We start from the raw sequence: 18,779 nt of genomic DNA, 5'->3' as shown, positions 1-18,779 counted from the left end.
CCCTCGGGGACTGCGCGCGCTCCCCCGACACCATGGCAGCAGCGCGAAACAACTGCCCTTCTGGTCATGGCAGTTATAGTTACGGGCAGCGTCGCGTGCCGGTGGCGGATGGATCGTCAGGCATGGAGGCGTCGTATCGAAAGGTGGCTCCGGCCATTCCCACCCCCATTGCGCAAAGGATCACGCTTTACCCTGCCGAGGACCGGTTCTTCGGCCCGCGGCCCGCCGTCCTCGTCCTGCCCGGCGGCGGATTCCGGGAACTTCCGCCGCACGAGGGCGAAGGCTACGCGCGCTGGCTGTCCGGCCTCGGCATCCACGCGTTCGTCCTGTCCTACCGGCTGCTGCCGGACCGGTTCCCGGCCCCGCTCGAAGACGCCCGGGCCGGCTTGGACCACATCCGCAACGGCGACCACGGGCTCGACGTCGGCCGGGTCGGCGTCATCGGATCAAGCGCAGGTGGCCAACTCGCCGGCCTGCTCATGACCGGCCGGGTCCTGTCCGTCGAGGAGGACGTCGCCGACCCGCCCCGACCGGACTTCGCGATCCTGGCCTATGCGCTGGCCGATCTCGACCTGCTGCCGCCGTCGGTGGTCGAGAACCTGCTCGGCGACCTGCTGCCCATCAAGGACGAGCTGTCCCCGGCCAAGCATCTGGACGCGTCGGTGTGTCCGGCCTTCGTATGGGCCACCGCTCAGGACCCGCCGGGCCTGCCCAACGCCCTGGAATGGACCCGGGCGCTGGCGGCCGCCGCGGTACCGGTGGAGCTGCACGTCTACCCGGGCGGCAGCCACGGCATCGGCCTGGCCGACGGCGTGGAATACGGCGGCGAGCCGCACAAGTTCATCGCGCGCGAGCCGCACACCGCGTCCTGGACGACCGCGTGCGAGGCCTGGCTGCGACGGGAGGGCGTTCTTGCCGACCGACAGTGACATCGCCCCGGGCGGAAAGCCGCAGCGGGTGCACGAGAAGCTGCGCAATGCGTTGGCGCGGGCGGGACTGGACGGCACGGACGCCGACTTCGACCGCACCGAGATCTTCGGCCCGATCGGCTGAGCCGCGTCCCGGTCGCGCCGCCCGCCGACGGCGGGACCGGGAATCCACCTGGCCGGGGGCCTGCGGAAGAAGGTGGTCGATGAACAGGCGGGTCAGATGGCGTTCGCTCACCCCCGCCTCGGCTGCCAGTGCGGTTGCGGTCAGGTTGCCGGCCAAGTGGCCGGCGATGTGATCGACGACTCGCCCGACCAGGCTGTTCGTGAGTACTGGGGCCGCTGTGAACATGCCCATCTGTGCCTGGTTGCCCGGCCGTTGCAGACAGGTGACCAGGCCGCGGGCCACTGAGCGCGCCCATTCGACCAGGTCCCCGAGTCCTTCGCGCTGATCGTGCCCGGTGGGACCGAGCCGACCCTCGCCACACTGGCCGACGAGCCCCTGCTGAGCTGGATCCGCCGGGCCGCGCGGACGGCTGAGGTCGTCGGCTCGGTGTGCACCGGCTCCCTGATCCTGGGTGCCGCCGGCCTGCTCGACGGTCGCCGGGCCACCACTCACTGGGGATTCCGCGACCTGCTGGCCAAGTTCGGCGCGACGCCCGTCACCGAACGCTGGGTCGAGGCCGGCCCCGTGCTCACCGCCGCCGGGGTGCCGGCCGGTATCGACATGGCCCTCCACCTGGTCGGCCGCCTCGCGGGCGAGCAGACCGCCCGCACGGTCCAGCTCCTCATCGAGTACGACCCGCGGCCACCCCTGGGCGGCATCGACTGGCGGTCGGCCGACCTCGACTTCTTCAGGCCCCATGCCCGAGCCATGTTGAGATCGGCCCTGGCAGAACATCCCGCGCTCCTGGACCGCCTGACGACCTGAGCGCCGCCGCGGCGGCGAGGGCCCCCAGTGCCGCACCACGGCAGACCGCAAGCACGTCCCCCTCGCCTGGTGGTGTCACGGATCGAGTCGTCACCCGTGGGAGGAATGGCTCCCGGCCCGTGCGGCGGGCGCGGACCGGCTGCGGCGCGGTGACAAGGTCGGGCCACCGGGCCGTTCGACGCTTCAATGCCGGCCCCGGGACTCGCTGTCCCGGGCGGGCGCCGCTCAGGCGATGGGGAGCATCAGTTCGGGCCGGTCCCACATCACGTACGGCGGGGTCGCGGGAACGGTACCGGTGCGTTCGGCGCCGACACTGCGGTAGAAGCCCTCGGCCGGCGGGTGGGAGACCACCCGGACGGCGTCCAGGCCGGCCCGGGAGGCCTCCTCACGCAGGTGGTCGATGAGGCGGCGGCCGATCCCGCGCCCCTGGGCGGCGTCGGCGACGAACATGAGGTCCAGTTCACCGGTGGCGGCGGGGCCGTGCGGCTCGCCCGTGTCGAGCACCAGGGAGTAGAAGCCCAGCACGGGGGTTCCGGCTCCGGTACCGGGACCGGTTCCCGCTCCGGCGACCGCGACGAAGACCCGGTGGGCCTCGATGTAGTCGGGCCCGACGCGGTACCCCTCGACCATGGGCGCCCAGTGGCCCTCGTACGCCCGCGACGTCCTGACCAGGCGGGTCAGCCGCTTGGCGTCCTTGGCGACGGCCCGCCTGATGAGTACCGCACCGGGGTCGGTGCTCCGCGCGTCCATGACGCCAATTGTCGCTCAGGGACCGTACGGCGTGTCCCCCGTCCCTCGCCGCCGGACGAGGCGGAGGCCCGGCATCATGATCGGAAACTCTCTGGCGCCCCCGAAGGAGGGGGAGTTAGGATCCCCGCCATGACTGCACACTCCCTTTTCAGATTGGGGGACCCGTCCGCGCAAGGTGAGTGCTGATGCTCACTCGGATCGCGTACGGAGACTCCCGGCTCTCCTTCTGGCCGCGCGTGCGAGAGTTCGCCGTGCCGCCCTCCATGATCGAAAAAGCGACCGCCCGTCGGCACGTGGGCGACTGGGCGGGCGCGTGCGCCGCCGCGGGTATCGATGTCGGTCTCGATCTGCGCCGGCTGGCGCGTACCCACGGCCGGGAACCCGCGGCCTCGGTACGGACCGATCTGCGTCGACCGGCCCCGGATCCGCCGCGGTGGCGCATGCCCAGGATCGCCGCGCAGGGGTTGCGCCCGGGGCTGACGCTCACTCCGGCCCGGTACCCCGTAACCGGGCACGACAGGTACCGCCCCCTGGACCGGCTGCTGGGCGCGGCCGTCCGCTTTGCCGCCTCCGGTTCCGGAGCGGGCGACGACTACAGCTACGGCCGTCCCTCCCGGCGCTCCGCCGGCATTCCCGGGGCGCTGCTGCCGGGTCTCCGGCGCAGACCGCGGCCGGGCGTGGTCGCGGTCCTGACCGACGGACAGACGCCCCGGCCGAGTACGAGGCCGCCCTGCCGGCCGGTGGTGGGGCTCTTCCCCCGCTCCCGCCCGGCGGGCCACGGCGAGGACGATCCCGGCTGCGTTCCCGACACGCCGTCCGCCTGGGCACGGGTGGTGACGATCGGATGATGCCCCAGGTGCCGGATGCTCTCGTGGCTCTTCAGATGTCGGCGTACCGAAAGCGGAGTGCGCTGGCCGACTTCGTCCGGTCCAACGGTCCCGTCAGGGACGGGAGCGCTGTCGTCCGGGAGGAGGCTGACAGGCTCCAGCGGTCCCTGGAACAGTCGGAGCGCACCTTGCGACAAGCGGTGCACGGCGCCGCGCGCACGCAGGACGAGGTTCGCGCGTTGCGGCGCGCTCTGATGCGGCGGGCGGCGATCAGCCTCGCGGAGACGGGTTCGGATCCGGCCACCTGATCGGGCGTCGTGCGCTGGTCGGTGCCCGAGCCACGGCCACCGGAGGCCGGGTGGCGGCATCGATGTCAGTGCCGTGTGCGAGGCTGCTGGGCCATACAGAAGACCGAGATCTGGGGGTTGCAAAATGACCGCGAAGGCCAGTGGATCGTTCGACGTCACGTCATTCGAACCGGAGGTGCTCGACAAAGGCCCGGGTGCCGCGCTCGGCCGCGTGCGGATGAGCAAGACCTTCCGAGGCGGTCTGGCCGGCACCAGCACCGTGCACATGCTGTCGGTGGCCGACAGCGCGGGCAGCCCCGCCGCCTATGTCGCCGTGGAGCGGTTCACCGGCGAACTCGACGGCCGCACAGGCTCGTTCGTCTTCCAGCACAGCGCGCCCGGGAGCCACGGCGAGCAGATAGTGATCCGCGTGGCCCAGGGAACAGGTTCCGGGGACCTCGCGGGGATCACGGGTACCTTCGAGATCGACCAGTCCGAGCACGGCAGCCACTCCTACGTTCTGGAGTACACGCTGGGCTGACACATGCCCGCTTCACCGTCCGGACCAAGTGGTCAGCCACCGAAGGACTTCGGGCGCTGACCACTCGGTACTCCGGTCGTACGTTCCCGGCCTTCGCCCACCGGCCTTCGCCACACCGCAAACGTCCTCCCGCGCACAGGACGGCGGGCGGACGCGCGCCCCTCAGACACTGTGGGGGCGGGTGCGGCCTCCGTTGATCAACGGCGGTGGAGGCAAACGGTCACGGGACGCTCGGGCGACAGCGTGCGTGGATCCGCCGCAGCCACGCGGCCCAGCCGCCGGACGCGTTGATGCTCACCCGGGCGTCCCGCCGGCCGCGCCGGCCGTCACGAGCGGCCGGACGCGTCCTGACCGGCGCGGCCGGAGCGCGCCGCGCGCCATTCGCCGACCGTCTTCTCGACGTCGAGGCGCCCGAGGTTGAGCGGTGGGCCGGGCGGAGGCATCCGTACGGCCTCGTCGATCTTCTCGTTGACCGCCCCGATCAGTTCCCGCACCCGGCGTTCGGAAACCGCTTCGGCGATCGCACGGCGGACGTCCTCCACCTCCTTGCGCAGAGCGAGGGCGGGCGGGAGGACCGAGAGACCTTCGCGCTGCATCTTCTCCTTGATCCACCAGTCCTCGTCGTAGGTACGTCCGAGTCCGGGGAGCGGCTTGCCGAAGCCGGGCAGGGAGGCGAAGTCACCGCGCTGCTCGGCCTCGTGGATCTGCCGGTCCACCCACGAGTCGAAACTGACACCAGGGGGCTTGCGTTCGGTCACGGCACACCTCTTCTTCCGTACTCCGGTCGCGGCGCTTCCACGATACCCAGCACCTCTGTGCGAACGGCGCTGTCTCGAACCGCCGGTCGGGGGTACACGACGTCACGCACCCCGCTCGGCCGGACCAACCGGCCGGAGCCCGGATCGGAGGGAGTTGACGACCGTGCGAGAGAACTGCGTACCGGACAGCGAACGGCGGGAGACGCGCTCATGACGACCGTACTGATCATCGTTGGCGTGGTCGTCGTCGTGGCGATCGCCGGTTACTTCCTCCAGCGCGGCCGGGCGACCGGCGCAGGCGGGCTGAAGCGCCGCTTCGGACCCGAGTACGACCGGGTACTCGCCCGCCACCAGGGCGACACCAAGCTTGCCGAGCAGGAGCTCGGGGAGCGGGTGAAGCGGCACGGCTCGATCAGCGCGCAGCCGCTGTCGGCGGAGGCGCGGGAGCGGTACACCGCGCGTTGGACCCGGGTGCAGGAGCGGTTCGTCGACGCTCCCGAGGACGCGGTCGCCGAGGCCGGTGACCTCCTCGACGAGCTTTCCCGGGACCGTGGTTTCCCGGAGACGGGCAGTGCCGAGGACCGCGCTGAGGCGCTGTCGGTCCACCACGGCGCGCACGTCGACGCTTACCGCCGGGTGCACGGGGCACGCGACGGTTCGGGGGGCACCGAGGAACTGCGCAAGGACCTCGTCGGGGCCCGTGCCCTCTTCGACACGCTGCTCGGGAACCCGACCGGGCAGCAGGTCGAGCGGGGCCGGACGGACATGGACAAGCAGCACGACGCGAAGGGAAGTGTGACGTCATGACTTACGGATCTTCTACGAACGGTGAACGGGTCGACGGGGCGGCAGACGCCCGCCGCACGGACGACACGGTCTCCACGGACGACAAGGCGCGCTCAGGGGTGACTTCCGAGGCCTCCGACCGGACCCGGACCGCACCCGTTCCGGAGCGCGCGGCGGGCGCCGAGCCCGTACACGCCCCCAGGACGAAGGCGGCGGGGGTGGAGACCACGCCTGCCGACGGGAGCCGCGCCCACCGCCCCGGCAGCGGTGGCACGACGGACCACCCCGAGCGTACGGACGGTTCGGAGCGCGTGGACCGTACGGGTACGAAGAACGCGGCGGACGCGGAGCACACCGCCCGCAGCAGCCGCACGGAGGCCACCGGCGTGGACCGCACCGGGTCCCTCGGCGCGGGGACGGGCACGGACCGCACCGGCTCGCCCCGCACCCCCGGCGCGAAGACGGACGCCGCCGGCACGCGCCACGAGACCGCCGCGAACGGCGCGAACGGCCGCGGCTCCGGCCTCGACGGGGCCCTGCTCGCGGGAGCCGACCACGACGAGCTGGAACGACGGATGCGGGACGCGGTCAGCGACTTCGTCGAGGACCCGCAGCGCGCGGTCCGGGAGGCCGGTGCCACTCTGGACGCCGTGACCGAGAACCTGGTCAAGGCGCTCACCGAGCGGAGCACCGCGCTGCGCACCGAGGAGAACCCGGACGGCCCGGGCGCACGGAACGGCGAGCGGACCGAGCAGCTGCGGATCGTGCTCCAGCACTACCGCGACCTCACCGACCGGCTGCTGGCGGTCTGACCCTGGTCCGGAAGGGCCCCGGACGACACCCGGAACACGAGCGGCCGGGAGGCACACGGACACACCGTCCGCGTGCCTCCCGGCCGCTCAAGCGTTCCCCGACCGCCGCCCCGTGCCTACACCGGCACACCGACGGGGACGGTCAGCTCCGCTCGCAGCCGCTCCACCACCGGTTCCGGCAGCCTCAGCCCGCTGCGCACATAGCCGTCGAGCCCGCCCCACCTCTCCTCCACCGCGTCCAGCGCCACGTCGAGGTAGCGGGGCCGTGCCTCGATGACGGCGGAGGCGATGGCGGGATCGCCGCCCGCGTCGAGGAAGCGCTGCACCGAGGGGGCGAAGGCGAGGCGTACGGCGGGGTTCACCGCGAGGAACTCGGCCCGGACGGTCTCCCGGGAGGCCCCCAGGATCATCAGCAGTACCGCGGTGGCCCAGCCCGTGCGGTCCTTCCCCGCCGTGCAGTGGAAGAGCACCGGCCTGGCCGACGCGTCCGCCGCCGTCTCCAGGAAGGCACGATAGGCGGACGCGGCTCCCGGGGAGAGCACCATCTGGCGGTACGTCTGCGCGAAGACCTCCTCGGCCCTTCCCCCTCCCAGCGCCTCCTCCGCGGCGGCCGGATCGGCGAGGAGGGCCCTGAGCCGGGCGGGGGCGACACCAGGGTTGCCGCCCAGTACGTCCGCCACGAAGAGCCGGGCCCTCGGCGGCAGCCGGTCCGGTGCCCAGTGCCGTTCGTCGGCGGTCCGCAGGTCGACCACCGTACGGACACCGAGCGCGACGACCGCCATGTCGTGCTCCGGATCGAGTTCGCTCAGCTGACCCGAGCGCAGGAGGATGCCCTGCCGCACCCGCTGGCCGTGGCTCAGGGCGATGCCACCGAGGTCCCGCAGGTTGACGACGGTGGTGGCCGGGACGGCCCGGGCGGTCTGCACGATGAACTGCCTCTTTCCCGACGTTTTACGCATTTGCCTATCAACGTCGCACGCCAGGGGCGATTCGACAACGGAGAGCGCCGGAGCGGACCGGTCCGCCGACGACCGGGGCCCGCTGCCCGCCCCCTCCCCCGACCCGGCTCCCGGCCCTGCCCGGGCGCCGGCCGCATCGCCCGATCGAATGACGGGGCACGCGTCGGCCGACCGTAAGCCGCCGGTCCGTCGGACGGTGGCGGACGGTGCCCCCGAGGGCGGAACCGGATCGCCACCCGTCACCTGGTCCGTCGGACCCCGCTGTCACGCCCTGCCGCCGCCCACGACCACCCCGACTGTCCGGCAGTCGCCCACGGCTGCCCCGCGACACGCTCCGTGAGGGCACGGACGCGCATCGGAGAGGGATAGGTCACAGCGGCTCCCTCTGCTGGATCGTCACCGGACTGCCCTAGCATCTGGGCATGACGGTCCTGCCTGCTGACGGGCTCCCCCTGGCCGCCGAATTCGCTGACGCCTCCCCGGACCAGTGGCAGACCCTCGTCGAGGGCGTGCTGCGCAAGTCGGGCAAGGACGTCACGGGTGAGGCCGCGCTGGAAGCCCTGTCCACGACGCTGGAAGACGGGCTCATCACCCGCCCCCTGTACACCTCCCGGGACAGCGCGCCCCCGGCCGGGCTGCCCGGCTTCGCGCCCTTCACCCGGGGCGGCGGACCTGCCGGGAACGCGGCAGGCGGCTGGGACGTGCGGCAGCGCCACGCGCTGACCGACCCGGCCCGGCTCAACGAGGCCCTGCTCGCCGACCTGGAGAACGGCGTCACCTCGCTGTGGCTCGGTGTCGGCGGCCCCGGCGGCGTACCCGTCTCCGGCCTGGAGCGGGCGCTGGACGGCGTCCTCCTCGACCTCGCCCCGCTCACCCTCGACGCCGGGGACGACTCCCATGCGGCGGCGGAGCTGCTGCGGCTGTACGCGGACCGGGGTGTCGCCCCGGAGGCCGTACGCGGCGGGCTCGGCATCGACCCGCTGGGCCGGTCGGCCCGTACGGGTGCCAAGCCCGACCTCACCACGGCCGTCGAGTGGGCCGCCCGGTGCGCCGGGGAGTGGCCGGGGCTGCGGGCGCTGAGCGTGGACGCGCTGCCCTACCACGAGGCCGGTGGCGGCGCCGCCCAGGAGCTTGGCCTCTCGCTCGCCACCGGGGTGGCGTACCTCCGGGCGCTGACCGCCGCCGGGCTGTCCGTCGAGGCGGCCTGCTCGCAGCTGGAGTTCCGCTACGCGGCGACCGCCGACCAGTTCCTGACGATCGCCAAGCTGCGGGCCGCGCGCCGGCTGTGGGCGCGGGTCGCTCAGGCCTGCGGGGCGCCCGGCGCGGGTGCGCAGCGGCAGCACGCGGTGACCTCGTCGGTGATGATGACGCGGCGCGACCCCTGGGTGAACATGCTCCGCACCACGCTCGCCTGTCTGGGTGCCGGGGTCGGTGGCGCGGACGCGGTGACCGTCCTCCCCTTCGACGAGGCGCTCGGACTGCCGGACGCCTTCGCCCGGCGGATCGCCCGGAACACCTCCACCATCCTGATGGAGGAGTCGCACCTGGCACGGGTCGTCGACCCGGCGGGCGGCTCCTGGTACGTGGAGCGCCTCACCGAGGAACTGGCCGTCGCCGCCTGGGCGTTCTTCCAGGAGATCGAGGCCGCGGGCGGCCAGGAGGCGGCCGCCGCCTCGGGGCTGGTCGCCGAACGGCTCGCCGCGGCCTGGGAGAAGCGCTCCCGGGACCTGGCGCGCCGCAAGGAGCCGGTGACGGGGGTCAGCGAGTTCCCGCACCTGGCCGAACCGCCGGTGGAACGCGAGGCGGCGCCCCCTGCGCCGTCCGGAGGCCTGCCGAAGGTCCGCCGCGACGAGGCGTTCGAGGCGCTGCGGAGCCGGTCGGACGCCCATCTGGCAGCGACCGGTGCCCGCCCGAAGATCTTCCTGGCGGCCCTCGGTCCGGCGTCGGCGCACACCGCCCGTGCCTCCTTCGCCGCCAACCTCTTCCAGGCCGGCGGCATCGAGACGATCCACCGGCCGGCGACCGTGGACGCCGTCACGGCCGCGGACGCCTTCGCCGCGTCCGGTGCGTCCGTCGCCTGCCTCTGCTCGTCGGACGCGGTGTACGAGCAGGAGGCGGCCGGGGTCGCCGCGGCGCTCGTGGCCGCCGGGGCCGGCCGGGTGCTGCTCGCCGGCCGCCCCGCCGAGATGGACGGGGTCGACGCCTACGTCTTCGCGGGCTGCGACGCCGTCGCCGTGCTCTCCTTCGAACTCGACCGACTGGGAGTGGCGTGATGCGGAACCCCGTGAACCCCGAAGCCGCAGGCACGTCCGGGGCAGCCGCGAGCCCCGTGCCGGACTTCTCCGCGGTGCCCCTGGACGGGGACACTCCCCAGCCGCCCTCGGCCGACCACTGGCGGGCCGCGGTGAAGGAGTCGACCGGCAGTTCGGTGGACGACCTGCTGTGGGAGACCCCCGAGGGCATCACCGTCAAGCCGCTGTACACCGAGGCCGATCTGGCGGGCGTCGACTTCCTCGACACCTTCCCCGGCATCGCCCCGTACCTGCGCGGCCCGTACCCGACGATGTACGTCAACCAGCCGTGGACGATCCGTCAGTACGCCGGTTTCTCCACGGCCGAGGAGTCCAACGCCTTCTACCGGCGCAACCTCGCGGCCGGCCAGAAGGGGCTCTCGGTCGCCTTCGACCTGCCCACGCACCGGGGGTACGACAGCGACCACCCCCGGGTGACCGGGGACGTCGGCATGGCGGGGGTGGCGATCGACTCGATCCTCGACATGCGCCAGTTGTTCGACGGCATCCCGCTGGACCGGATGTCGGTGTCGATGACGATGAACGGCGCGGTGCTGCCCGTGCTGGCGCTGTACATCGTGGCCGCCGAGGAGCAGGGCGTACCGCCCGAGAAGCTGGCCGGGACCATCCAGAACGACATCCTCAAGGAGTTCATGGTCCGCAACACCTACATCTATCCGCCGGGCCCCTCCATGCGGATCATCTCGGACATCTTCGCGTACACCTCGCGGAAGATGCCGCGTTACAACTCGATCTCCATCTCCGGGTACCACATCCAGGAGGCCGGGGCCACGGCCGACCTGGAACTGGCCTACACCCTGGCGGACGGGGTGGAGTACCTGCGGGCCGGGCGGGACGCGGGTCTGGACGTGGACGCGTTCGCGCCCCGGCTGTCGTTCTTCTGGGCGATCGGCATGAACTTCTTCATGGAGATCGCCAAGCTCCGGGCGGCCCGGCTGCTCTGGGCCAAGCTGGTCGGGGAGTTCGAGCCCAAGAACCCCAAGTCCCTCTCGCTGCGCACCCATTCGCAGACCTCCGGCTGGTCGCTGACCGCTCAGGACGTGTTCAACAACGTCACCCGCACCTGCGTGGAGGCGATGGCCGCCACCCAGGGGCACACGCAGTCCCTGCACACCAACGCGCTGGACGAGGCGCTCGCGTTGCCCACCGACTTCTCGGCGCGCATCGCCCGCAACACGCAGCTGCTCCTCCAGCAGGAGTCCGGCACCGGGCGGGTCATCGACCCGTGGGGCGGCAGCGCCTACGTGGAGAAGCTGACGTACGACCTGGCGCGGCGGGCCTGGCAGCACATCGAGGAGGTCGAGGCGGCCGGCGGCATGGCGAAGGCCATCGACGCGGGCATCCCCAAGCTGAGGATCGAGGAGGCCGCCGCCCGGACCCAGGCACGCATCGACTCGGGCCGTCAGCCGGTCATCGGGGTCAACAAGTACCGCGTGGAGACGGACGAGAAGATCGACGTCCGCTCGGTCGACAACTCCTCCGTGCGCACCCAGCAGATCGAGAAGCTGCGGCGCCTGCGGGCGGAACGGGACGAGAGCGCCTGCCAGGACGCGCTGCGCGCGCTGACCGAGGCGGCCGGGCGAGCCCCGGGCCCCGATCTGGAGGACAACCTGCTGGCGCTGGCGGTGGACGCGGCACGTGCCATGGCCACGGTCGGCGAGATCTCGGACGCGCTGGAGAAGGTGTACGGACGCCACGCCGGCCAGATCCGTACGATCTCCGGGGTGTACCGCAAAGAGGCAGGAGAGTCCCCGTCGGTGGACCGCACCCGCGAGTTGGTCGACGCCTTCGAGGAGGCGGAGGGCCGCCGCCCGCGCATCCTGGTGGCGAAGATGGGCCAGGACGGCCACGACCGCGGCCAGAAGGTGATCGCGTCGGCCTTCGCCGACCTGGGCTTCGACGTGGACGTCGGCCCGCTGTTCCAGACGCCCGCCGAGGTGGCGCGGCAGGCGGTCGAGGCGGACGTGCACATCGTGGGCGTCTCGTCGCTGGCCGCCGGTCACCTCACGCTCGTTCCCGCGCTGCGGGAGGAGCTGGCGGCCGAGGGGCGCGAGGACATCATGATCGTGGTGGGCGGGGTGATCCCGCCGCAGGACGTCGAGGCCCTGCACGAGGCGGGCGCCGCCTCCGTCTTCCCGCCGGGCACGGTCATCCCGGACGCCGCGTACGACTTGGTGCGGCGGCTCGGTACGGCGCTCGGCCACGAGCTGTGAGCCGCTGAACCGATGGCGCCGACGATCGACATCGAGAGTTACGCGAAGGGGGTACTCGACGGGAAGCGCGCGTTCGTCGCGCGCGCCATCACCCTCGTCGAGTCCTCCCGCCCCGACCACCGGGTGCTGGCCCAGGAGTTGCTGAGCAGATTGCTGCCGCACGCGGGCCGGGCCCGTCGGGTGGGGATCAGCGGGGTGCCCGGGGTCGGCAAGTCGACCTTCATCGACGCGCTCGGCACCCTGCTCACGGGGCTGGGGCACCGGGTCGCGGTGCTCGCCGTGGACCCGTCGTCCACCCGGACCGGCGGCTCCATCCTGGGTGACAAGACCCGGATGGAGCGCCTCTCCGTGGACCCTCGCGCGTTCGTCCGCCCGTCGCCCTCGGCCGGCACGCTGGGCGGGGTGGCGAAGGCGACCCGCGAGTCCATGGTGGTGATGGAGGCGGCGGGTTACGACGTGGTGCTGGTGGAGACGGTCGGCGTCGGCCAGTCGGAGACCGCGGTGGCGCGGATGGTCGACACCTTCCTCCTCCTCACCCTGGCGCGTACGGGCGACCAGCTCCAGGGCATCAAGAAGGGCGTTCTGGAACTGGCGGACGTCATCACGGTGAACAAGGCGGACGGCCCGCACGAACGCGAGGCCCGCTCGGCCGCACGCGAACTCGCGGGCGCCCTGAGGCTGATGCACCCCGCCGACGCGGCGTGGACCCCGCCGGTCCTCACCTGCAGCGCACGTGAGGCGACGGGCCTGGACACGGTGTGGGAGAGCTTGGTGCAGCACCGCACCCTGCTGGAATCGACGGGGCGCCTGGCGGCGAAGCGGAGCGAGCAGCAGGTGGACTGGACGTGGAGCATGGTCCGGGACGAACTGCTGGAGAGCCTGCGCTCCCACCCGGACGTACGGGCGCGCGCGCCGGAGCTGGAACGGCGGGTGCGCGAGGGCGGTCTGACGGCGACGCTGGCCGCCGAGGAGATCCTCGCGGCGTTCCGGGGCGGTTCCGGGCGCGGGTGACGGGCGGTCCGGACGCCCGGGCGGGGTTACGGGCGGGGGTGTCCACTCCCTGGAAGCCCGGCCGTGGCGGGCCCCGTAACGGTCGCGCGGGGGCAGCCCCGGCGGCGGGCCGCCGCGCGGACGCGCCGGGCCGCCGCCGGCTCCTCGGGCTCCCCTCCCCCGTCACGGGGGCCCGCCACGGCCCGCGCTCGTGGAAACCAGGCGGAACACCGTTCCCTGCGAGCTCCCATCGTGGTACTCTCCGAAAAAGCACTCGTGTACGTCCCCGTCGGGACGCCGGTGCCGATTCCTCTTCATCGCTGTCGCACCTGTCGAGTCACGACCCGCGATTCAGCTCGCTCCCGAAGCAACTCACATCTTTCTTTTCCCGCACGCGCCGAGCCGGCCCGTCGTGCCCGTGACACACACGGCGTGACGCGTTCACCGCTCCCCGCGATGCCGGTCCGCGCGGCGCGCGTCGAGGCGCGCAACCACCGCCTCCGGGCCGCCCGCACCGGGCTCTCACACTCTTCCGTCCCCGAAAGGACATCCCCGTGACCACCACACTCGAACGCCCCGTATCCGCCCAGCACGCGCCCGTCGCCGCCGCCGGTGTCCTCGACACCCCGGAGAGCGGCCACGGCATGCTGCGCGGACCGCACGGGCATCCTGCCCCCGGCGACGTCCGCGTCCCGGCCGCGTTGATCAGCAGGTACGGGCTGCGCAAGGGCGACTTCGTCCAGGGCGGCTGCGACCGTCCGGGCGCGCTCACCGTCGTCGACCTTGTCAACGGGCTGCCCCCGCAGGCCCTTCGCCCACGCCCGCACTTCCACGAACTGACGCCGCTGCACCCCCGGGAACGGCTGCGCCTGGAGACCCGTACGGGCGGACCGGCGCCCCGCCTCGTCGACCTGATCGCGCCGGTCGGCAAGGGACAGCGTGGTCTGATCGTCGCTCCTCCCAAGACCGGCAAGACGGTGCTGCTCCAGCAACTGGCGGCGGCCGTCGCGACGAACCACCCGGAATGCCATCTCATGGTGGTGCTGCTCGACGAGCGCCCCGAGGAGGTCACGGACATGCGCCGGTCGGTGCGCGGCGACGTGCTCGCCTCCACGTTCGACCGTCCGGCGAAGGAGCACATCGCACTGGCCAACCTGGCCGTGGAGCGGGGCAAGCGGCTCGTGGAGCAGGGACAGGACGTCGTCATCCTCCTCGACTCGCTCACCCGGCTCTGCCGGGCCCACAACAACGCGGCGGGCCCCGGTGGGCGCACGCTGAGCGGCGGCGTCGACGCGGCGGCGCTCCAAGGCCCGAAGAAGCTGTTCGGGGCGGCGCGACTGACCGAGGAGGGCGGCTCGCTGACCATCCTGGCGACAGCGCTGGTGGAGACCGGATCGCGCGCGGACGACTTCTTCTTCGAGGAGCTCAAGGGCACCGGCAACATGGAACTCCGCCTGGACCGCGCACTGGCCGACCGTCGAATCTTCCCTGCGATCGACATCGCACCCTCCGGCACACGACGGGAGGAACTCCTGCTCTCCGAAGCGGAGTTGACGGCAACGCACGGACTGCGTCGCGCCCTGCACGGCCGGGACAGCAAGGCCGCGCTCGAAGCCGTACTGGACAAGGTCCGCAAGACGCCCGACAACGCGGCCTTCCTGCGGCAGGTGCACCAGACGGTTCCCGGCGCCTGAACACGGCACCGGCGAACGCCCTCAGGGCCTCCGCTGCCCCGGATCGGATCAGGAAGGGGGCGGGGCCCCGGCGTGACGGCCGGCGACGGCCGCCCATAGTCTGCCGGGACCACAGCCACTGGTGAAGATCCGCAGGGGGGCACGCATGGAGCACAGCTCCTTCGACCGGGGTGACGCCGACGGCGCGGCTCGCGCCCGGTACACCCAGGACATGCGGCGAGAACGCCACTCCGTGCGCGAGGCGCTGCGCTCGGACCTGCCTGCCGCCCACATCGGCCTCGGCGTGACGGTCATAACCCTGATCGTGGTCGCCAGTCTCTCCGGCCCACGATGGACCTTGATCATCGGCGGCGCCTTCTCGGCGTGGTTCCTTCTCGCGCTGGCGGTGATTCACATCGGCAGCGGTCGCGGCCGGGACGCCGTCCGGCGGGCCTGCATCGCCACGTTCGGCTGGGGCAACTGGATTTGAGCGCCCTCCTCACCCCCGCCCGCGCGTCGAAGCCGGACGACAGGGGCAGGATTGGCCCTCCGGTACGCCACTCCCCCGCAGGAGGCACCACATGACCCACCGTTCCGCCGTCGCCCTGGCCGCTCTGCTGGCCGGTGCGGGAGCGCTGCACCTCGCGGCGCCCCGCCCCTTCGACTCACTCGTCCCGAGCACCCTGCCGGGAACCCCGCGCACCTGGACGTACGCGAGCGCCGGCGTCGAACTCGCCCTCGCGGCGGGCGTTCTCGCTCCGCGGACCCGCCGTGTGGCGGCTCTCGGGGCCGCCGCGTTCTTCGTGGCCGTGCTCCCCGGCAACGTGAAGATGGCGGCCGACTGGCGCCACCGCCCCGCACCGCAACGCGCCCTGGCCTACGCGCGCGTGCCGCTCCAGGTACCCCTGGTGATGTGGGCCCGCCGGGTCGCCCGGCAGGCGTGAGCCGCCCGTCCGGGCACCCGCACCGTTCGCAACCGTCACGCCGTCACGCCGTCACGCCGTCACCTGGGCGAGGAACGCGGCGATGTTCGCGGAGGTCCGCCCGATCTTCTCCTCCAGCGTGAGCGACTCGCGCAGCCGGGCGCCGGGGCCCGCGTCCTTCTTGCCCCGGACGTACAGGGAGCAGGCGAGGTCGCTGCAGAGGTAGGCGCCCACCGAGTTGCCCTGCTGTCCCGCCTTGCCGGCCTTCGGGGCGACCATCAGGGAGACGCCGCCCGAGTGCGTGGTCAGGCACATCGAGCACATGCTCCGTCGCTGGCGGCCGGCCACCGCGCCGGAGCTGCGCAGCACGATCGCCTTCGGGCGGCCCTCCGATTCCGTGACGAGGTAGGCGCGGTCGGGCGCCTGGGGGTCGCGCCAGCCGAGAAAGTCCAGGTCGTCCCACTCGCGGTCCGCCAGGTCGCGCGGAACGGCCAGACGCTTCGCCTCGCCCTTGCTGCAGTTCACGAACGCGGCGCGGATCTCTTGTTCAGTCAGCGGATTCATGAACGCTATGCTAATTTACCTAAAGCCTGTAGGCAAATGAATAAATCGATCAGGCAGATGAGGGGGAGGTCATGGCACGCGCGGGACTCACTGCGGAGAAACTGGTCCGGGCGGGGGCGGAGATGGCCGACACCGCCGGCTTCGACCAGGTGACCCTTTCCGCGCTCGCCCGGCAGTTCGACGTCAAGGTCGCGAGCCTCTACTCGCACCTGAAGAACTCCCAGGAGCTGAGGACGCGGATCGCTCTGCTCGCACTGGAGGAAATGGCCGACCGGGCAGCCGCCGCCCTGGCGGGCCGCGCCGGACGGGACGCGCTGACCGCCTTCGCCGACGTCTACCGCGACTACGCACGCGAACACCCCGGCCGTTACGCGGCGGCCCAGCTCAGGCTCGACCCGGAGACGGCCGCCGCGAGCGCGGCACCCCGGCACTCGCTGATGACGCGGGCCATCCTGCGGGGCTACGACATCGCGGAGCCTGACGAGACACACGCCGTCCGCCTCCTGGGCAGCGTGTTCCACGGATACGTCAGCCTGGAGGCATCCGGCGGCTTCAGCCACTCCGCCCCGGACCCCCAGGAGAGCTGGATCTGGGCCCTGGACCGGCTCGACGCGCTCCTGAGGAACTGGGCCGCTCGCTGAGCCGCCGGCCCCTCCCGACACGCGACATCCACCATCCGACCGACGACCGACGGGCAGAGCACCTTGAGCACTCCACCGAGCACTTCGCACCGCTGGATCACCACACCTCTCACCGCCGCGCTCCTGCGGGGTGCCCTCGATCTGGAGCGCACCGCGCACGGTGTCCTCCCGCACCGGCTGCCGGCGTGGGCGCGCGCCCAGTACGCCGACCCCCAGCTGGCCTTCGCCGAGTCCCAGCCCTCCGGTGTCCGGCTGGCCTTCCGTACGCGGGCGACCGCCCTGGAGCTGGACACCCTGCCCACCAAGCGGGCCTACGCGGGTGCGCCGCCGCGCCCGGACGGCGTGTACGACCTGCTCGTCGACGGCCGCCCCGCGGGCCGGGCCACCGCGTCCACCGGCAACACCGTGATCGTCGACATGGTCACCGGATCGACCGAGCACCGGCCGGGTCCGGTCGCGACGATCCGGTTCGCCGGTCTGCCCGAGGGCGACAAGGACATCGAGATCTGGCTGCCGCACAACGAGACCACCGAACTCGTCGCGCTGCGCACCGACGCCCCCGTCGAACCCGCACCGGACCGGGGCCGCCCGGTGTGGCTGCACCACGGGAGCTCGATCAGCCACGGTTCCGACGCCGCGAGCCCCAGTGCCATCTGGCCCGCGCTCGCCGCGCGTCTCGGTGGCGTGGAACTGATCAATCTGGGGCTGGCCGGCAGTGCCCTGCTCGACCCCTTCACCGCTCGCACGCTGCGGGACACCCCGGCCGATCTGATCAGCCTCAAGATCGGCATCAACCTGGTCAACACCGACGCGATGCGGCTGCGCGCCTTCACCCCCGCCGTCCACGGCTTCCTCGACACGATCCGCGAGGGCCACCCCACCACCCCGCTGCTTCTGGTCTCACCGATCCTGTGCCCGATACACGAGGACACCCCGGGCCCGAGCGCACCGGATCTCTCGCAACTGAGCATGGGACAGCTGAAGTTCGTCGCCATGGGCGACGCGGCCGAGACCGCGGGTGGAAAGCTGACGCTGAACGTCGTACGCGAGGAACTGGCCCGGATCGTCGCACAGCGGTCCGCGGACGACCCGCATCTGCACCACCTCGACGGCCGCGCGCTCTACGGCCCGGCCGACGCGGACGAGCTGCCGCTGCCGGACCAACTGCACCCGGACGCCGCGACCCACCGCCTGATGGGCGAGCGCTTCGCCGCGCTCGCTTTCGCGACGGACGGCCCGTTCACGGCCACGCGCGCCTGAGGGGGCGGCGCCCCGTCAGATGGTGACGGGGCGCCGCCCTGGCCCGGCCATGCCTCAAGGGTGTGGGGACCACCAGGCGTGCAGGAACTCCCCCACCGCCTTGCTCTGATCCGCCGGCCACCGCTGCCAGTCGCCGCGGACGAACGAGCGTCGGACCTCGTCCATCCCGAACATGGGTTCCACACGGCCGCCGACCAGCGCCCTGTCGAACTGAGGCAGAATCCGGCGCAGCACCGCGCCGTGGTCACTCCAGTCGGAGGCGTCCCAGGTGCGACGCAGCAGGTCCGGGTCGAGCAGCAGGTCCGGGACCATCAATCGCGCGAGCTCTTCTTCGGTGCCCCAGTGGCAGTCGCACTGGTTCTCGTCGCTGCGGGCGGTCATCCCGCGAAATATGACGTCCAACCGGTCCGGGGCACGGTCGAGTCGGCGTCGCGCCGGAGTGTCGTCGGGGTTCGTCATCGGCCACACGACCTCGGGGGCTCCGGGCGGCTTCCACCGGCCGAAGGTCACCACCTTACCGGGTCCGCTCACCGCTCTCACCGGGTTTTCCTCCTGCCAGGCCCGGGGCCGGCGGCAGCCTGGCGGTGAGCGGTGGCGGAACACACGTGTACGGCCGGTTCCGCCGG

General features: G+C 72.5%; 19 protein-coding genes and 1 pseudogene. 15 read left to right on the top strand and 5 right to left on the bottom strand.

What is annotated here, in order from left to right; all coding sequences use genetic code 11:
- Window positions 1-122 precede the first annotated feature (122 nt).
- The 3 genes from OHT52_RS30350 to OHT52_RS30340 all read left to right on the top strand — a co-directional run bounded on the left by OHT52_RS30350 (window position 123) and on the right by OHT52_RS30340 (window position 1,857).
- The gene (locus OHT52_RS30350; RefSeq protein ID WP_328723377.1) at window positions 123-929 is read left to right on the top strand and encodes an alpha/beta hydrolase; all 807 of its coding nucleotides are present in this window, start codon (window positions 123-125) and stop codon (window positions 927-929) included.
- Entirely contained in the window at window positions 913-1,053 is a 141-nt protein-coding gene (locus OHT52_RS30345) for a hypothetical protein (protein ID WP_328723376.1), read from the top strand. Before OHT52_RS30350 ends, OHT52_RS30345 begins: the two co-directional genes overlap by 17 nt.
- 327 nt (window positions 1,054-1,380) lie before the next feature.
- Window positions 1,381-1,857 (top strand): DJ-1/PfpI family protein, encoded by a 477-nt coding sequence (locus tag OHT52_RS30340; RefSeq protein WP_328723375.1) that lies wholly within the window; start codon window positions 1,381-1,383, stop codon window positions 1,855-1,857.
- A gap of 225 nt (window positions 1,858-2,082) precedes the next feature.
- Here OHT52_RS30340 and OHT52_RS30335 read toward each other — a convergent pair whose 3' ends face one another.
- Window positions 2,083-2,607, bottom strand: a complete 525-nt coding sequence (locus OHT52_RS30335; protein WP_328723374.1) for a GNAT family N-acetyltransferase — start codon at window positions 2,605-2,607, stop codon at window positions 2,083-2,085.
- 185 nt (window positions 2,608-2,792) lie between these two features.
- Here OHT52_RS30335 and OHT52_RS30330 point away from each other — a divergent pair.
- Window positions 2,793-3,128 (top strand): annotated as a pseudogene (locus OHT52_RS30330) (hypothetical protein); the annotation flags it as partial.
- Between the two features lie 738 nt (window positions 3,129-3,866).
- Window positions 3,867-4,262, top strand: coding sequence for a DUF3224 domain-containing protein (locus tag OHT52_RS30320; RefSeq protein WP_328723373.1), 396 nt, complete (start codon window positions 3,867-3,869; stop codon window positions 4,260-4,262).
- 326 nt (window positions 4,263-4,588) lie between these two features.
- Here the strand turns inward: OHT52_RS30320 and OHT52_RS30315 are convergent, their stop codons facing one another.
- Window positions 4,589-5,020 carry a J-domain-containing protein gene (locus OHT52_RS30315; protein ID WP_328723372.1) on the bottom strand — a complete coding sequence of 144 codons (432 nt, stop codon included), beginning with the start codon at window positions 5,018-5,020 and terminating at the stop codon, window positions 4,589-4,591.
- A 210-nt stretch (window positions 5,021-5,230) separates the two neighbouring features.
- On the opposite strand from OHT52_RS30315, the gene OHT52_RS30310 reads away from it, so the two are divergent.
- Both OHT52_RS30310 and OHT52_RS30305 read left to right on the top strand, forming a co-directional pair.
- Entirely contained in the window at window positions 5,231-5,827 is a 597-nt protein-coding gene (locus tag OHT52_RS30310) for a hypothetical protein (protein WP_328723371.1), read from the top strand.
- Window positions 5,824-6,618, top strand: a complete 795-nt coding sequence (locus OHT52_RS30305) for a hypothetical protein (protein ID WP_328723370.1) — start codon at window positions 5,824-5,826, stop codon at window positions 6,616-6,618. The genes OHT52_RS30310 and OHT52_RS30305 overlap by 4 nt, the downstream gene beginning before the upstream one ends.
- Before the next feature lie 116 nt (window positions 6,619-6,734).
- Here the strand turns inward: OHT52_RS30305 and OHT52_RS30300 are convergent, their stop codons facing one another.
- Window positions 6,735-7,544 (bottom strand): tyrosine-protein phosphatase, encoded by an 810-nt coding sequence (locus tag OHT52_RS30300; protein ID WP_328723369.1) that lies wholly within the window; start codon window positions 7,542-7,544, stop codon window positions 6,735-6,737.
- Window positions 7,545-7,999: 455 nt separating this feature from the next.
- On the opposite strand from OHT52_RS30300, the gene OHT52_RS30295 reads away from it, so the two are divergent.
- The 6 genes from OHT52_RS30295 (at window position 8,000) to OHT52_RS30270 (ending at window position 15,709) form a co-directional block, all read left to right on the top strand.
- The gene (locus OHT52_RS30295; protein WP_328723368.1) at window positions 8,000-9,850 is read left to right on the top strand and encodes a methylmalonyl-CoA mutase family protein; all 1,851 of its coding nucleotides are present in this window, start codon (window positions 8,000-8,002) and stop codon (window positions 9,848-9,850) included.
- Window positions 9,850-12,102: a methylmalonyl-CoA mutase gene (gene scpA, locus OHT52_RS30290; RefSeq protein ID WP_328723367.1), complete on the top strand. Its 2,253-nt coding sequence runs from the start codon at window positions 9,850-9,852 to the stop codon at window positions 12,100-12,102. The genes OHT52_RS30295 and scpA overlap by 1 nt, the downstream gene beginning before the upstream one ends.
- Window positions 12,103-12,114: 12 nt before the next feature.
- Window positions 12,115-13,113, top strand: coding sequence for a methylmalonyl Co-A mutase-associated GTPase MeaB (gene meaB, locus OHT52_RS30285; protein ID WP_328723366.1), 999 nt, complete (start codon window positions 12,115-12,117; stop codon window positions 13,111-13,113).
- Between the two features lie 533 nt (window positions 13,114-13,646).
- On the top strand, window positions 13,647-14,786 hold the full coding sequence (rho, locus tag OHT52_RS30280) for a transcription termination factor Rho (RefSeq protein ID WP_328723365.1): 1,140 nt from the start codon (window positions 13,647-13,649) through the stop codon (window positions 14,784-14,786).
- A gap of 145 nt (window positions 14,787-14,931) precedes the next feature.
- Window positions 14,932-15,255 carry a hypothetical protein gene (locus tag OHT52_RS30275; RefSeq protein ID WP_328723364.1) on the top strand — a complete coding sequence of 108 codons (324 nt, stop codon included), beginning with the start codon at window positions 14,932-14,934 and terminating at the stop codon, window positions 15,253-15,255.
- A 91-nt stretch (window positions 15,256-15,346) separates the two neighbouring features.
- Window positions 15,347-15,709 (top strand): DoxX family protein, encoded by a 363-nt coding sequence (locus tag OHT52_RS30270; protein ID WP_328723363.1) that lies wholly within the window; start codon window positions 15,347-15,349, stop codon window positions 15,707-15,709.
- Between the two features lie 51 nt (window positions 15,710-15,760).
- Here OHT52_RS30270 and OHT52_RS30265 read toward each other — a convergent pair whose 3' ends face one another.
- Window positions 15,761-16,252: an FBP domain-containing protein gene (locus OHT52_RS30265; protein ID WP_328723362.1), complete on the bottom strand. Its 492-nt coding sequence runs from the start codon at window positions 16,250-16,252 to the stop codon at window positions 15,761-15,763.
- A 71-nt stretch (window positions 16,253-16,323) separates the two neighbouring features.
- Here OHT52_RS30265 and OHT52_RS30260 point away from each other — a divergent pair, with 71 nt between their 5' ends.
- A complete protein-coding gene (locus OHT52_RS30260) occupies window positions 16,324-16,893 on the top strand; it encodes a TetR/AcrR family transcriptional regulator (protein ID WP_328723361.1) in 570 nt (189 codons plus the stop codon).
- Window positions 16,894-16,956: 63 nt separating this feature from the next.
- Window positions 16,957-18,153, top strand: coding sequence for a GDSL-type esterase/lipase family protein (locus OHT52_RS30255; RefSeq protein WP_328723360.1), 1,197 nt, complete (start codon window positions 16,957-16,959; stop codon window positions 18,151-18,153).
- A gap of 54 nt (window positions 18,154-18,207) precedes the next feature.
- On the opposite strand, the gene OHT52_RS30250 is transcribed toward OHT52_RS30255, so the two are convergent.
- Window positions 18,208-18,534: a hypothetical protein gene (locus tag OHT52_RS30250; protein ID WP_328723359.1), complete on the bottom strand. Its 327-nt coding sequence runs from the start codon at window positions 18,532-18,534 to the stop codon at window positions 18,208-18,210.
- Between the last annotated feature and the right edge of the window lie 245 nt (window positions 18,535-18,779).

The sequence above is a fragment of the Streptomyces sp. NBC_00247 genome, assembly GCF_036188265.1.
Taxonomy (GTDB): Bacteria; Actinomycetota; Actinomycetes; order Streptomycetales; family Streptomycetaceae; genus Streptomyces.
Note: the sequence above shows the minus strand (reverse complement) of the source record. Positions and strands in the feature narration are given on the sequence as shown.

Coding starts and splice junctions, on each gene's coding strand:
- OHT52_RS30350 (WP_328723377.1), top strand. CDS start 123: ATGGAGGCGTCGTATCGAAAGGTGGCTCCGGCCATTCCCACCCCCATT.
- OHT52_RS30335 (WP_328723374.1), bottom strand. CDS start 2,607: ATGGACGCGCGGAGCACCGACCCCGGTGCGGTACTCATCAGGCGGGCC.
- OHT52_RS30320 (WP_328723373.1), top strand. CDS start 3,867: ATGACCGCGAAGGCCAGTGGATCGTTCGACGTCACGTCATTCGAACCG.
- OHT52_RS30310 (WP_328723371.1), top strand. CDS start 5,231: ATGACGACCGTACTGATCATCGTTGGCGTGGTCGTCGTCGTGGCGATC.
- OHT52_RS30305 (WP_328723370.1), top strand. CDS start 5,824: ATGACTTACGGATCTTCTACGAACGGTGAACGGGTCGACGGGGCGGCA.
- OHT52_RS30295 (WP_328723368.1), top strand. CDS start 8,000: ATGACGGTCCTGCCTGCTGACGGGCTCCCCCTGGCCGCCGAATTCGCT.
- scpA (WP_328723367.1), top strand. CDS start 9,850: ATGCGGAACCCCGTGAACCCCGAAGCCGCAGGCACGTCCGGGGCAGCC.
- meaB (WP_328723366.1), top strand. CDS start 12,115: ATGGCGCCGACGATCGACATCGAGAGTTACGCGAAGGGGGTACTCGAC.
- OHT52_RS30275 (WP_328723364.1), top strand. CDS start 14,932: ATGGAGCACAGCTCCTTCGACCGGGGTGACGCCGACGGCGCGGCTCGC.
- OHT52_RS30270 (WP_328723363.1), top strand. CDS start 15,347: ATGACCCACCGTTCCGCCGTCGCCCTGGCCGCTCTGCTGGCCGGTGCG.
- OHT52_RS30265 (WP_328723362.1), bottom strand. CDS start 16,252: ATGAATCCGCTGACTGAACAAGAGATCCGCGCCGCGTTCGTGAACTGC.
- OHT52_RS30260 (WP_328723361.1), top strand. CDS start 16,324: ATGGCACGCGCGGGACTCACTGCGGAGAAACTGGTCCGGGCGGGGGCG.
- OHT52_RS30250 (WP_328723359.1), bottom strand. CDS start 18,534: ATGACCGCCCGCAGCGACGAGAACCAGTGCGACTGCCACTGGGGCACC.